Source organism: Haloarcula mannanilytica, from assembly GCF_005406125.1.
Taxonomy (GTDB): Archaea; Halobacteriota; Halobacteria; order Halobacteriales; family Haloarculaceae; genus Haloarcula; species Haloarcula mannanilytica.
This window is the reverse complement of the sequence record NZ_BIXZ01000003.1, coordinates 114,111-127,745: the sequence shown is the minus strand read 5'-3', so window position 1 is coordinate 127,745 and position 13,635 is coordinate 114,111. Positions and strand designations below refer to the sequence as shown.

At 62.6% G+C, this 13,635-nt stretch carries 14 protein-coding genes and 1 tRNA gene; 7 read left to right on the top strand and 8 right to left on the bottom strand.

Annotation, left to right across the window (positions count from 1 at the left end; translation table 11 throughout):
- Nucleotides 1-53: 53 nt before the first annotated feature.
- Nucleotides 54-1,217, bottom strand: coding sequence for an acyl-CoA dehydrogenase family protein (locus Harman_RS11305; RefSeq protein ID WP_137683905.1), 1,164 nt, complete (start codon nucleotides 1,215-1,217; stop codon nucleotides 54-56).
- Between the two features lie 459 nt (nucleotides 1,218-1,676).
- On the opposite strand from Harman_RS11305, the gene Harman_RS11300 reads away from it, so the two are divergent.
- A complete protein-coding gene (locus Harman_RS11300) occupies nucleotides 1,677-2,012 on the top strand; it encodes a hypothetical protein (protein WP_137683904.1) in 336 nt (111 codons plus the stop codon).
- A gap of 538 nt (nucleotides 2,013-2,550) precedes the next feature.
- Nucleotides 2,551-2,898 (top strand): four-helix bundle copper-binding protein, encoded by a 348-nt coding sequence (locus Harman_RS11295; protein WP_137683903.1) that lies wholly within the window; start codon nucleotides 2,551-2,553, stop codon nucleotides 2,896-2,898.
- A 110-nt stretch (nucleotides 2,899-3,008) separates the two neighbouring features.
- Here the strand turns inward: Harman_RS11295 and Harman_RS11290 are convergent, their stop codons facing one another.
- The gene (locus Harman_RS11290; protein ID WP_394347819.1) at nucleotides 3,009-3,257 is read right to left on the bottom strand and encodes a PRC-barrel domain containing protein; all 249 of its coding nucleotides are present in this window, start codon (nucleotides 3,255-3,257) and stop codon (nucleotides 3,009-3,011) included.
- Nucleotides 3,258-3,401: 144 nt separating this feature from the next.
- Between Harman_RS11290 and Harman_RS11285 the strand changes: the two genes are divergently transcribed.
- A complete protein-coding gene (locus Harman_RS11285) occupies nucleotides 3,402-4,061 on the top strand; it encodes a helix-turn-helix domain-containing protein (RefSeq protein ID WP_137683901.1) in 660 nt (219 codons plus the stop codon).
- A gap of 28 nt (nucleotides 4,062-4,089) precedes the next feature.
- On the opposite strand, the gene Harman_RS11280 is transcribed toward Harman_RS11285, so the two are convergent.
- From Harman_RS11280 to Harman_RS11270, 3 genes are all read right to left on the bottom strand, one after another.
- Nucleotides 4,090-4,455, bottom strand: a complete 366-nt coding sequence (locus Harman_RS11280) for a hypothetical protein (RefSeq protein ID WP_137683900.1) — start codon at nucleotides 4,453-4,455, stop codon at nucleotides 4,090-4,092.
- Between the two features lie 82 nt (nucleotides 4,456-4,537).
- Nucleotides 4,538-5,296, bottom strand: a complete 759-nt coding sequence (locus Harman_RS11275) for a YihY/virulence factor BrkB family protein (RefSeq protein ID WP_137683899.1) — start codon at nucleotides 5,294-5,296, stop codon at nucleotides 4,538-4,540.
- A gap of 382 nt (nucleotides 5,297-5,678) precedes the next feature.
- On the bottom strand, nucleotides 5,679-6,668 hold the full coding sequence (locus tag Harman_RS11270; RefSeq protein WP_137683898.1) for an aldo/keto reductase: 990 nt from the start codon (nucleotides 6,666-6,668) through the stop codon (nucleotides 5,679-5,681).
- Between the two features lie 528 nt (nucleotides 6,669-7,196).
- Here Harman_RS11270 and Harman_RS11260 point away from each other — a divergent pair.
- On the top strand, nucleotides 7,197-8,378 hold the full coding sequence (locus Harman_RS11260) for a pyridoxal-phosphate-dependent aminotransferase family protein (RefSeq protein ID WP_137683896.1): 1,182 nt from the start codon (nucleotides 7,197-7,199) through the stop codon (nucleotides 8,376-8,378).
- A 265-nt stretch (nucleotides 8,379-8,643) separates the two neighbouring features.
- Here the strand turns inward: Harman_RS11260 and Harman_RS11255 are convergent.
- Nucleotides 8,644-8,717 (bottom strand) — tRNA-Tyr (locus tag Harman_RS11255).
- 257 nt (nucleotides 8,718-8,974) lie between these two features.
- Between Harman_RS11255 and Harman_RS11250 the strand changes: the two genes are divergently transcribed.
- The 3 genes from Harman_RS11250 (at nucleotide 8,975) to ftsZ (ending at nucleotide 11,256) form a co-directional block, all read left to right on the top strand.
- Nucleotides 8,975-9,601, top strand: a complete 627-nt coding sequence (locus Harman_RS11250; protein WP_137683895.1) for a double zinc ribbon domain-containing protein — start codon at nucleotides 8,975-8,977, stop codon at nucleotides 9,599-9,601.
- 237 nt (nucleotides 9,602-9,838) lie between these two features.
- Nucleotides 9,839-10,015 (top strand): ribbon-helix-helix domain-containing protein, encoded by a 177-nt coding sequence (locus Harman_RS11245; protein WP_137683894.1) that lies wholly within the window; start codon nucleotides 9,839-9,841, stop codon nucleotides 10,013-10,015.
- Between the two features lie 2 nt (nucleotides 10,016-10,017).
- Nucleotides 10,018-11,256 carry a cell division protein FtsZ gene (ftsZ, locus tag Harman_RS11240; RefSeq protein WP_137683893.1) on the top strand — a complete coding sequence of 413 codons (1,239 nt, stop codon included), beginning with the start codon at nucleotides 10,018-10,020 and terminating at the stop codon, nucleotides 11,254-11,256.
- 80 nt (nucleotides 11,257-11,336) lie between these two features.
- Here ftsZ and ncsA read toward each other — a convergent pair whose 3' ends face one another.
- Both ncsA and Harman_RS11230 read right to left on the bottom strand, forming a co-directional pair.
- On the bottom strand, nucleotides 11,337-12,332 hold the full coding sequence (gene ncsA / locus Harman_RS11235) for a tRNA 2-thiolation protein NcsA (RefSeq protein ID WP_137684049.1): 996 nt from the start codon (nucleotides 12,330-12,332) through the stop codon (nucleotides 11,337-11,339).
- A 116-nt stretch (nucleotides 12,333-12,448) separates the two neighbouring features.
- Nucleotides 12,449-13,474: a DUF2332 domain-containing protein gene (locus tag Harman_RS11230; protein WP_137683892.1), complete on the bottom strand. Its 1,026-nt coding sequence runs from the start codon at nucleotides 13,472-13,474 to the stop codon at nucleotides 12,449-12,451.
- Nucleotides 13,475-13,635 lie beyond the last annotated feature (161 nt).

Here is a 13,635-nt window from a genome sequence, read left to right as displayed (position 1 = left end):
CTCGGTTCGGAGATATCGCCCGCACAAACTCCCGAACACGCCGACGGAGGGGACTACTCGAACGCCGGGATACCGGTCAGGTCGTGGCCGATGATGAGCGAGTGGATGTCGTCGGTGCCTTCGTAGGTGTAAACAGTTTCGAGGTTCGTCAGGTGCCGCATCGGGGAGTAGTCGGCCGTGATGCCGTTGCCGCCGAGCATCTCGCGGGCCACTCGCGACTGCTCGCGGGCCATCCGCGCGTTGTTGCGCTTTGCCATCGAAACTTGCTCCGGGCGGAGGTCGCCCCGTTCTTTCAGTTCCGCGAGCCGGTGGGCGAGCAACTGCCCGAGCGAGATCTGGGTCGCCATCTCCGCGAGTTTCTCCTGTTGAAGCTGGAAGCCGGCGATGGGCTTTCCGAACTGCTCGCGGTCGGTGGCGTACTCCAGCGCGGTCTCGAAGCAGTCCATCGCAGCGCCGACGGTCCCCCAGGCGATGCCGTAGCGGGCCTGCGTGAGACAGGACAGCGGCCCCTTCATGCCCTCGACGCCCGGGAGGACGTTCTCAGCGGGGACACGGGCGTTCTGCAAGCTGATTTCGCCCGTAATCGACGCGCGCAGTGAGAGCTTCTCGTCGATTTCGTTCGTCGTGACGCCGTCGCGGTCGGTCTCCACGAGGAATCCACGGACGGGGTCGCCGTCGGCGGACGTGTCCTTCGCCCACACCAGCGCGAGGTCGCTGATCGGCGCGTTCGTGATCCAGGTCTTCGAGCCGTTCAGAACGTAGCCGTCAGCGTCGCGCTCGGCCGTCGTCTCCATCGCCGCGGGATCAGACCCGTGTTCGGGCTCCGTCAGGCCGAAACAGCCCACCCGCTCCCCGCCGCCCAGCGCCGGCAGCCACTCCGCTTTCTGAGCGTCGCTGCCGTAGGCGTGGATCGGGTACATGACGAGCGCGCCCTGGACGCTGGCCATCGAGCGCAGGCCGCTGTCGCCGGCCTCCAGTTCCTGCATCAGGAGACCGTAGGCCGTCTCGCTGAGGCCCGGCAGCCCGTACCCGTCGAGGTTCGGGGCGTAGAAGCCGAGTTCGCCCATCTCGGTGATGAGGTCCATCGGAAACGTTCCGTCGATCCAGTGCTGTCCCACGTCCGGCGCGACCTCATTCTCGACGAACTCCCGGGCGGTGTCACGGACCATCCGCTCTTCCTCGCCGAGGTCCGCTTCGAGACCAAGATAATCGATCATGGCAGATATGCGGTCGGAGCGAAAGTAAGCGTTTGCCCGCCGAGGCCGGTCATCTCGGGCAATTTAGCGCCGAGAGAGATAATGGCCGTACTGCTGTTATGTGGCCAGTCAGGGTGTTGGCCTCCAGAAATCCATAGTACCGATAGACGAGCGAGTTCGGTCTGTGGTTCTGAACCGTTCCGTTGGATAGTAGGCGTATGTATCTACTTGTATAGTTAAATTTTGGATATCCAATAACTTAAGTCTGAATTTTGCCTATAAAATTCCCGAATATGATATCATATTATGACTTGTTTTCCCAACTACGAGAATATGGGTAGAAAATTCTAGAATGTGATTTGGGATAGTCTCAGCCACAAACGTCCATCAGTTACTATTTTGCAGAGAAACGGCCGCCAGATACACTCGTCATTCGGAATATGGAAACATATTTCTACAAGTGTGCACACATTCGCTGGTATGGGTGACGAAGAAGACATCGAAGACGAGGCCGTGACCGTATCGATGGAGATTTCGGGGAATTACGACGAAGTAATGTCGAAGCTGGCGACAGAGGACGAGGGTTCGACCTCCCTCGTCTCGCTGCTTGACGACCTCGAACAGTTGCTCGACACCGTCGTCCGGATGGACGGTGGGACACGCAGCGCAATCGCCCAGCAGCTGCCCGAAGATATGGCCGTCTCTTTCGACGCCCAGGCGGTCGTCGATACACTCCAGGTACTCGAACGGTACGACCTCGTTGTCCTCGAAGGGAACACCTGGAAGCCGGGTCCGAAACTGGTGACAGAGGAGTAAGCCCACTGCGGCGCACCCGTCATAGGTCGACGCCGCCCGGGCGAGGAGAACGTCGTGGCCCGTTTCGGTCCAGAGACAACCCAGTAGCGGCTGGCTAGTCCGTTGTAAACGGGGAGTACGACTGATTGGCGACGGGCGTACCGTCGGTTGCAGCGGTCAGTGACGACGACTCCGCGCCGGTGTGGCCGACGTTCGGTAGTCGCCTCCTGTCGAACAGACCGTCGAGTATCTCCTGATAAAGGGCTGTATAACAAACATCGGATAGCACAGAGAGGCGTATGCGAGCACGTTCCGTGCTCGTACTCTCCCGACACCCACCGTCCCCTGCTCCCCTGTACGGGACGGTGCCACGCCGGGTTTGCCCACCCGGCACTGGTCCTCGACGGGTCCGTTCGCAGTACCCAGTTCTCGTTTCCATCCCGCTGAGATGCATCGACTGTCCGGGGCCGGCTGTGAGACTGCCCTGCCCATAGCTGACGGCCAACCTTCGCATGCAAGCTACAGTCTCGTGGGCGAACAGGCGGTAGCAGACACTGCAATGTCACAACCCCTCACTGACGCATCGCATCTGAGCGAGCGTGAACGCGAGTGTCTGGAACTGTGTCGCCGCGCAGTCGAAGTATGCGAGTGGTGCGCCGACGAGTGTGCGGGACTGGACGGTATGACCGAGTGTGTTCGCCACTGCCGCGACGTGACGGACATCGCCTCCCTCCACTGCAAGCTCCTGGCCCGAGGCTCCGAACACCGAGAGGCGATGGCCGGACTCTGTGCGACGGTCTGTCGGGAGTGCGCCGAAGAATGTCGACAGCACGACCACGACCACTGTCGCACCTGTGCCGAGGTCCTGTCGGAGTGCGCTGAGGCCTGTGAGTCGATGGTCAAGTGACGACGGACAGATAACGGCCGAGCGGTGAGCGGTCGTCACCGACTCGCTGTTCGGTAGCGGACACGAGAAAACAGTTGCACTGCGATACCCCGACTCCTGACCTCCGTCACTTACAGGTCCGAGCTAAGCCGAATCTGCTCTTCGGTAATGGTGTCGACGGCGTCAGTCTGCAGCGGGTAGCCGTCCTCGTCGTCGGTGTCCTCCCAGCCGAGTTTCGTCAGGAGCGTCGTTTTCAGCCCGGGGTCCGGGTCGACGTAGGCGGTGCCGTATCTGTACCTGCTGACGATACCGACCTCGTCACCAGTACTCGTAACGACTGTCTTGCCGACATCGTCGTCGGTCAGTTGGATCGTAGACATTGCAGCCGTCGCTACTGCCGGTACGGGCATCACAGACGTGCTTGCATACGCAGCCGACGGGGAGATCGAGACAGTCGCGTGCCTCCGGACCCGGATTAGTCAACGGAAAGACATACTAGCATGCCGCTCGCAGTTCGGGTATCCATGCCCACCATCGTCTCCGGAACGGTGCCCGCCAGCGACCTCGCGCTCAACCACTCGCTGGAGCAGTTACCGGAGTTGCAGTTCGAAATCGAGCGGATCGTCACGAGCGGTAACGACGCACTCATGCCGATGCTGTGGGTTCGGGGGAGCCAGCGCGAGGACATCGAGCAGACGCTCGAAGCGGACCCGACCGTCGACAACGTCGAACTGCTGGGCGACTTTGAGGACGAGTGGCTGTTCAGGATGGAGTGGATCGACCACGTCGACCTCATCGTCCAGATGCTCACCAACTCGGAGGCGACGATTCTCGATGCAGTGGGCCAAGGGACCACCTGGAAACTGCGCGTGCTGTATCCGCGCCGGTCGCTGTTCTCCCGGACGCATGACTTCTGTGAGGACCACAATCTCGCGTTCGAGGTCTCGTCAATACGGGAACTCGACGAAGATCCGGCGGGCCGCTACGGGCTCACATCCGCCCAGTACGAAATCCTCGCCGAGGCCTCCGAACGGGGCTACTTCAAGGTGCCCCGAGAAGTGAGTTTGGAGGAACTCGCCGACGACCTCGACATCACGCATCAGGCGGCCTCCGAGCGACTCAGACGCGCGACCGACGCCCTCGTCGAGGACGTACTGTTCGTCGACTTCGACGAGTTCGACTGACAGCGATGCTGTGGCATCGCCGGCGGCGTTAGTCGTCTTTCGTCGAGGACCGGCGGCGACGGGTGAGGTAGGCACCGAGCGCGACCAGCCCGAGCGCCAGCGTTCGACGAGATTTGAGCCGACGCCGGACCCGCGAACCCGACTCTGGCTGTGTGGGGTCCCCAGTGGACGACCCCGACTCGTCAGCGTCGCCGACATCTGAGGTGTCCACTTCGATGCGCCGCGACTCAGCCCCGAGCGCGTCCGTCGCGGGGTCGGCATTGCCGGCCTCGTTCTGGGCTGTGTCCGCAAGCGCCTCCCGGACAGCCTCCTTGACCGGTCGTTTGATCGCCGCTTCCGCGCTGGACTGCAGACGCCCGGCGACCCGGGGCCGCAGTGATGTTGACTTACTCATATAGCGACTGGATAGACTGGTGGGACCAGCAGGAAGCTACTGCCTGCCAGTGCAAGACCCGAGGTGAACGGGCCGGCCCACCCTACCAGTCCAGCGTCGCGTTGACGACGACACCGAGTAGCAACACAGTCGCAGCCAGATACAGCGCCGTCACGAACAGGAGCAGTGCCCCGAGGTAGCCGTAGGCCGCGTACCGACCGGCAGCGCCCGAGTAGTAGAAGAACCCGACCTGAATGGTGATCCAGCCCGCTGCAGCTACCAGCGTGCCCGGCACGACGTGCGAGAGTGAGATATCGACCGGCGGCAGCACGTAGTAGATCGGACCGAACGCGACGACGAGGGCGACAAACGCGGTGAGGTTGCCGACCAGCGTCGGATACGGAATCTGCAACTGAACGTACGTGAGTGCGACGCTAGTGGCCGACAGCAGGATGACAGCGCCGAAGAGTACGCCCATCACGGCTACGCTGCGGGCGAACTGGGCCGGCAACGAGATATCAGTGACCTCGCCGTACACCTCGGTGAAGGCGATGGTGAGGCCGCGGAACACCTTGCTACCGCTCCAGACCACGAACAACAGACTCAGGGTTCCGGTGGCTCCGTGGCCGCGCGTGTTCTCGATCAGTTCCGTCAGAATCGCCTGCCCGTTCTCGCCCAGCACCGTCCGAAGGAGGTCCAGTAGCGTGGCGGTCCCCCCGAACGCGGAGAGCACGGCGAGCGAGAGCGCAAGCAGCGGAACGATAGAGGCAATCGCGTAGTAGGCGATACTGGCCGCCATGAACGGGACGTTCTCCTCCCGGACCGTCTGGACGATCTCGCGCCCGGTTGCGACACCACTCATCGTTGGAGCCACACGCCAGTAGTGCAGACGATACCTGATAGCTGAACGAGATTCACAGTCCATGCATCAGGAGCCACGGGAATAGAACGCCCGCCTGCGATGGCAGGCACGGGACCGGTGTCCCTCGCCGACCGACAGGCGATTCCGGTGTCTGCCACAGCATCCGCCAACTGTCTGACTCGTTTATATATTCTGATACGACAATACCCGAAAACTATCTGTATTCATATGTTTTCCGCCGACCGAATAGTCGGTTTGCGTATCTAAATCCAGGTACATCGTCTGTGTTCCCAGCGAAATTCTGAGACTGAGTTCACCGCTTCAGTCGTGCTCGACCGCTGTTACAAAGTGTCTGTAGACAGACCTGTTCGTGGCGTGGCGACTACCAGCGATGGTGGACACTGTCGAAGACGTACTCCTCGTAGATGTCACGCACCGCACCGTGGACCTGGTTCGAGAGCGAGTCCATCTCGCTGACTGCTGCGTTCGCCTGAACGTGGTCCGGGTTGGTAGAGCCGGGGATGACAGTCGACACCGCGTCGTGGTCCAGAATCCAGCGCAGCGCCATCTGGGCCATCGTCATCCGCTCGGGGACGTGCCCGCGGAGTTCCTCGACGGCGTCGAAGCCTGCATCGACCGGGAGGCCGGCGAAGGTTTCGCCGCGGTCGAAGGCCTCGCCCTCGATGTTGAAGTTCCGGTGGTCGTTCTCGGGGAACTCCATGTCCCGGGAGAGCTTGCCGGTCAGGAGTCCGGAGGCCAGCGGGACGCGGACGATGACGCCGATGTCCCGGCGCTTTGCTTCCTCGAAGAACCGCTCCGCGGGTCGCTGGCGGAACATGTTGAAGATTATCTGGACCGTCTCGACCTCCGGGTACTCGATGGCTTTCAGCGCTTCCTCGACGCGTTCGACGCTGACGCCGCAGTGGTCGACCTTCCCCTCGTCTTTCAGCCGCGCGAGGGCGTCGAACGTCTCCGGCTGGTAGTAGGCGTCGGTCGGCGGGCAGTGCAGTTGCAGCAGTTCGAGCGTGTCGACCCCGAGGTACTCCCGGGAGCGGTCGACGTGTTCGGAGAGATTGTCGTAGTTGTAGCGCTCGGCGGTATGTGGGTCGAGCCGGCGGCCGGCCTTCGTCGCGACAGTCACCTCGTCGCGGACCTCCCGTTCGTCGAGCACTTCGGCGATGCGCTGCTCGCTGAAGCCGTCGCCGTACACGTCGGCGGTGTCGATGAAGTCGACGCCCGCATCGAGCGCGGTCCGGACCGTCTCGCGGCCCTCCTCCTCGGAGACATCGCCCCAGTCACCGCCGATGTTCCAGGTTCCCAGTCCAACATCTGTCACGTCATACCCCGTCGTCCCTAGCTGTCGTCGGTTCACGGACGACCGTACTGCCGGCGGCCACTTGGTGGCTGTGGTACGCGACAACAACCTGAACAAAAAAGGGCAGTGTAGCCCGATAGCAGGCAGTCCGGTGGACGTGCCAACGTGGACGCCGGGGGCTACGTGAGCCACTTCGTCCGGCGGATGTCGTACGCACCACAGTCCGGACACGAGTGGTACTGAACGTCGAACGACGCCCGACACACCAGACAGGTGTACCGGCGTCTCGGTTCCTCCCCAGGGGACACAGCGTTATCGAACAATCCCATCGACGACCACATGCCGCCTTAGCAGTACGATAATAAAAACAGGGCAGATCGTTCACGCGCTTCATGCCGTCGCAGTCGTGCGGTTGTGATTATGGGTGGGGGTGGTGTTGGTCGGAGACCAGCAACGTAGAAGTGGTACTTTATTTATGTTTTTGAGTGAAAAGAGATGCCGTCCCGGCGAAGATGGCTGGCCTCTCGAATCGACGGAGCGCCCTGACCGCGGAGTTTAAACCCCAGTCTCCAGGTAAGACCTGATATGGATGAACCACCCGCTGTTGGGGAGCTGACACCACCGGACCGAACGCTGATGGGACCCGGCCCGAGCGACGTACACCCGCGCGTGCTCAAGGCGATGAGCACGCCGCTGGTCGGCCATCTCGACCCCTCATTCATCGAAATCATGGAGGAGGTACAGGACCTCCTCCGGTACACGTTCCAGACGGACAACAAGTGGACGATTCCGGTTTCTGGCACCGGCTCCGCAGCGATGGAGGCAGCCATCGGGAACGTCGTCGAACCGGGCGATACGATGCTGGTCCCGACGAACGGCTACTTCGGCGACCGGATGGCGAGTATGGCCGAGCGAGCGGGCGGCGACGTGGTCACCGTCGACGCGCCATGGGGCCAGCCGCTCGACCCAGCAGCGGTCGAAGCCGCCTTCGACGAACACAGCCCGGACGTGTTCGGGTTCGTCCACGCCGAGACTAGCACCGGCGTGCTCCAGCCGTCGGTGCCCGAACTGACGGACATCGCCCACGCGAACGACGCGCTGGTCATCGCCGACACCGTCACCTCGCTTGGCGGCGTCGAACTCCGCGTCGACGAGTGGGACATCGACGTGGCCTACTCCGGCCCCCAGAAGTGCCTCTCCTGTCCGCCGGGCGCGAGCCCGCTCACGCTCAATGACAACGCGATGGACAAGGTCCTCAACCGTGAGTCCGAGGCCCGCTCGTGGTACTTGGACATCTCACTGCTGGAGGGGTACTGGGGCGAGGAGCGCGCCTACCATCACACGGCTCCGATTACGAACGTGTACGCGCTCCGTGAGGCGCTGCGGCTCGTCGCCGAGGAAGGCATCGAAGAGCGCTGGGACCGCCACCTGCGCGTCGCTGGCGCGCTGAAAGCCGGCGTCGAGGGAATGGGCCTGGAAATGAACGCCCCCGAGGACTTCTGGCTCCCGAGCCTGAACACCGTCCGCGTGCCCGACGGCGTCGACGACGGCGCTGTCATCCAGCACCTGCTAGACGAGTACGACCTCGAAATCGCTAGCGGGCTGGGCGCGCTCGAAGGCGACATCTGGCGCATCGGCTGCATGGGCCACTCCGCTCGTCGCAAGAACGTCAGCTACCTGCTCGCGGCGCTGGGCAACGCGCTCGGTGAGCAGGGCGCGGCCGTCGACGTGGACGCCGGACTGGCGGCGATGAGCGAGCGGTTCTAGTGCTGCATTGACTGTGTTTCGAGGTGTAGTTCACCGACCGGAGAACACACTCGACACTTGCATTCGACAGCACAGCAACTGCACCGAGCCAGTTCACAGCCACACCAGACCGGCTGCAAACCAAGTCCACCCTCCCCGATTTGAACAGAGGAAGACGGTCGGCCTCGCCTTGCTCGGCCGCTGCGACTTCCAGGCTCAAATCGGGCAGTGGGTTACTCGACAGACGCCGCTGGCTCACTTCGTTCGCAGTCGGCGTCAGAAGGAGTCCGCCCTCCCCGATTTGAACGGGGGACAAGTCGATCTACAGTCGACTGCTCTACCAGTCTGAGCTAAGGGCGGTCGACACCCGGAAGTACCCCGCCGTCCAGACTTAAGGATTGTTATTCGCAGAGGGTACGGCGGTCGGTCACACGACGCGGAGTAGCACACCGGCCCGGTGTCGGACACGTCTGACCCGTGCTGCGTTCGACGAACCGTGGCAATTCGTGAGTGTACTCCATGGGAGAGGTGGTTTACCGACGTGTCGGTAGCTGACGGGCGTCAGACAACGCGGGAAGATTAAAATACCATCATGTATAATAGCTTCACCGAGCCCGATGAGTAAAATAACGTTCCGTGCTGACGACGACCTCATCGAGCAACTTGAGGCGTTCGACGCCTCAAAGAGCGAGGTCATGCGCGAAGCGCTCCGGGAGTATCTCGGAGACGCATCATCGTCAACATCGGAGTCACCGTCGGCGTCGTCGGAGTCCGTTACCGACGCCGACACAATCGACGAACTCATCGAAGAACGTGTCGACAGCATCATCGGCGACAGGCTGCGGGACTACCGTCCCCACCCACAACCCCAGGATGTCAACGTAAACATCTCGTTAGACGGCGAAAGCGCGGGGACAGAAAACGCCGAAACCGAACGACGGCGCAGTGCTGACAGAACGGCGGATGCCGAGAGCGAACAGTCATACAGAGAAGATCAGACGCCTAACACGACCGGGCGTAAGACAGAGCCGGAAACGCGGGACCGAGCCGACGGAGAGGAACGTAAGACGTGCGCGCAATGTGGTGAGAACTTGGGTTCTGACCACGTTTACTGTCCGAATTGCGGCGAAAAATCTTCCCGTCGGGTGTTCTGTGACTGCGGTGATGAGCTCCGGTCGGACTGGGGGTTCTGCCCCAGTTGTGGGAGACGAACCCCCGCGGCTGACGTGCTTGACCAAACCTAAAGTGTCGTTTACGCACAACAGACACGCTCTAACCGCGTAAACGGGCGGATGTATGACACCGCCCGTAAGTTTTAATACATCAGGGTCAGTGGTTTAGTCTGCGTAAGACGGTCGTCTTACACAGCGTCGAACGCGAGGGGATGGCGCTCTCGTACTGCGGTTTCGCTGTGTAAACACTCGGGCGGGCGGTAAACGGTCCCCGTCCAGGCCGTCTTACCCAAGGGGAAACTACCAAACATGGAGCGTGTGACACTACGGATTCCGAAGCAGCAGATCGAAGAGGTCGAACAGATGGTCGAGACGGGCGAGTACCCCAATCGGAGCGAAGCGATTCGCTCGGCGGTTCGGGAGATGCTCGCCGAGGAAGGCTCCGAGCAAACCTCCGAAAAGAAGCGGTCCTGGGCCAAGGTGTAACGATGCAGGATATCGTCAACGAGGCCCTCGAACGCGACGAGCAGGAGCAACAGAAAATGTCCGACGAGGATGTCGACGGGTTCGGCGACCCGCGCATCGTCATCGTCGGCTGTGGTGGCGCCGGCAACAACACGGTCAACCGCCTGTACAACATCGGCGTCGAGGGCGCTGACACCGTGGCCATCAACACGGACAAACAGCACCTCAAGATGATCGAAGCCGACACGAAAATTCTGGTCGGCAAGTCCCTCACCAACGGCCTCGGGGCCGGTGGCGACCCATCCATGGGCGAGCGCGCCACGGAGATGGCACAGGGCACCATCAAGGAAGTACTGGGCGACGCTGACCTCGTGTTCGTCACCGCCGGCATGGGTGGCGGCACCGGGACCGGCGCGGCCCCCGTCGTCTCGAAGATCGCCAAGGAACAGGGCGCAATCGTCGTCGGCATGGTGTCGACGCCGTTCAACGTCGAGCGGGCCCGCACGGTCAAGGCCGAGGAAGGCCTGGAGAAGCTCCGCAACGAAGCGGACTCCATCATCGTGCTGGACAACAACCGCCTGCTCGATTACGTCCCGAACCTGCCAATCGGCAAGGCGTTCTCCGTGATGGACCAGATCATCGCTGAGACCGTCAAGGGCATCTCCGAGACCATCACCCAGCCGAGCCTCATCAACCTCGACTACGCCGACATGACATCCATCATGAACCAGGGCGGCGTCGCGGTGATGCTCGTGGGTGAGACCCAGGACAAGAACAAGACCGAGGAGGTCGTCAAGGACGCGATGAACCACCCACTGCTCGACGTGGACTACCGCGGCGCGAGCGGTGGCCTGGTCCACATCACCGGTGGTCCGGACCTCACGCTGAAGGAGGCCGAGGGCATCGCACAGAACATCACCGAGCGACTCGAGGCCGACGCCAACGTCATCTGGGGCGCACGGATTCAGGAAGAGTACAAGGGCAAGGTGCGGGTCATGGCCATCATGACCGGTGTCCAGTCCGCTCAGGTACTCGGTCCGACGACCCAGAAGCAGGCCAACAAGTCCCGCGAGGCGATTCAGGAAGTCGGCGACGACACGTCCTTCGACGCCTCGGACAACGTCGAAAGCTTCGACAGCCCCGCCCCGAACGGCGGGAACCAGAACAGCAGCGGTCGCAACGCCGGCTACAGCGAAACCGACGGCGGACAGGACCAACGCGAGAAGAACAACGGACTCGACGTTATCCGAACGGACAAGTAGCGGCGTCTGCGGTTCTTCTTTCGGTTTCTCAGTCGTGAGCGGCGCTTTTACTCGGCAGTGTCTGACAAGCGAGAGTTCGGTCAGACCGCTTCCAGCGCGTCCAGCAGATTGCACTTCCGGCAGAGGTCCCGCGCCGTCGGCGCGCCACAGTTGTCACACTCGCCGTAGTCCGTGTCGCCGTTCTCGCCGCCGTAGGTGTCGGCGGCCAGCGCTGCGAGTTTCTCGTAGCCGGCCATGATCGAGTGGCGCGTCCCGGGGTGGTTCTCTTCCAGACCGAGCATGAGTTCCTGTATCTCGCCGCGGTAGGCCTCCTCGGCGTGGGGACATTCGGTGATGTGTGCCGGGAGGTCCTTGAAGCGGGCATACAGCGCGACCTCTTTTTCTGGAATATCGCGGAGCGGCTTGGCCCGGGGGATGTGGTGGTCCTGGGCGTCTCGCGTTCGCTCCGTGGCCGCGTCGGCAGCCGAATCGAACGGGCCGAGCGACGCTTCGAAGTGCTTGGCGATCTGTGAGATGTCGCCTTCGAGGAAGTTCATCAGCGCCGTCTCGGCCTCGTCGTCGAGGTTGTGGCCGGTCAGCAGTTTGTCGGCGTCGAGTTCCTCCGCGTACTTCGAGAGAAGGTCGCGTCGGAACACACCGCAGTAGGCGCAGGCGGCCATTCCCTCGGGGTCGTCCTCGACCACGTCGTCCATCTGGACGCCGAACTCGTCGGCGTAGGAGACGGTGACGTGTTCGATGCCCAGGTCGTCGGTCAGTTCCTCGCAGGCCTCCAGGCTCGCGTCGCGGTAGCCCTCGATGCCCTCGTGAATAGAAAGCGCAACCAGTTCGATGCGGGGATCTTCGGCGAACGTGTCGTAGAGAATCTGCGTGAGGACGACGCTGTCTTTCCCGCCCGAAAGTCCGATGACCCATGTCTCTGGGTCCTCGACGGTGGCGTCGTCAGAGACGAGGCCGTCCTCGCGGATGCGACGACGGACCCGTTTCGTGACCGCTCGGCAGAGATGGGACTCACAGAGGTGCAGCCCGGAATAGGCCGCGTGTAACACCGCGTTCTCGCCGCATTTGTCGCACTCCATCGTGACGAGTAGTCGTGGCCGCAGTGGTGAAGGGGTTTCGTCTCGGCTCCGGGACAGCAAGTCATGGTGACTGTCGGAGACGGCATCGAGTTGCACCGTCGATAGTTCGGCCGTAGTCAGGGCCGCCACGACAGCCACGCACCGTGTGGCTCGTAATCGACGAGGTGTGTGGTCTCGATGTCTTCACCGGTCCGGCGTTTCCAGTCCAGCCCGACCGACTCGCCGCCAGAGAGGTCCCGCCGCCCAGTGAGCCAGTGTAGCGGCCGCTCGGTCATCTGGTCTTCGAGGAACGCTGATAACGCTTCGCTCAGTTGCTCGGGAACCTGATACAGCACGAGCGTATTGAAAACGCAGACCGGCACGTCGTCCGGGATACCATCGATCACCGCCGGCAAGGCATCGAGCATATCGCCCTCGATCAACCGCGGCGGGTCGTCCCGAGCGATTGACAGCGCACCGTCCAGCACGGCGCGACGCTCCTCGTGTTCCGGCCAGATGAGCGCGCGGAGCCAGCCACGGTCGCCGTCGTCTGTTACGTCCAGCGGATTGCGGTCGATACCGACCCGAGAGCGAATCGCGGGCGGTGTCTCCGGCAGCGGCGGGTCGCCGCCCTGGACGCTGCTCTCGATGGTGACCGGCGAGCCGCTGTCGCCGACTACGCGGCCGTCGTAATCGTAGCGGTAGCGGTCGAACAGGAGATTCAGGCCGGCGCTGGGGCCAAGTTCCACCAGCGCGAGCGGCCCGTCAACGGCGCGGGACACCTGCGCGATGGCCGGATAGAGGACCGCGCTGCGCCGCACCGCATTCGTCTGCGTGCGCCGGGTCCGCAGGAGCGGCCGGATGTCGTCGGCGTGGTCGAGGCTGAACTCGCGGAAGGCCGAGAAGCACTCGTCGTCCGGTTCTCGCGGGTCCGCGACGGTGCTCGGGTAGTACTGGGCCAACCGGTGGTCAGGGTCCCCGTCGAGGAGGTAGTGGACCGCGGCGAGCAGGAGGTGCGGAGCCTGGCGACCCTCGGGGGCCGCTGACGCGAGGTCGAGGACGGTGTCGTCGTCGGCGGCTTCCCGGCAGAGATGGGCGTACAGCGGGGAGGAGTCCTCGGCCCACGTGGCGAGGTCCCGGAACTGCATCTGGAGGTCGGGCATGTCGGTCCAGAGACAACACTGGTAAATCAGCGTTCGGCTTCTGGAGGGGGAACCATTTAGCCCGGCCTTCCTGTATCTGAATCAATGGTTTTGGTCCAACCAACCGCAATCAAGTGCGTCGGCCCTCTCGCGTCAGTCGAAGGTGGAACAGTCCCGTGGAC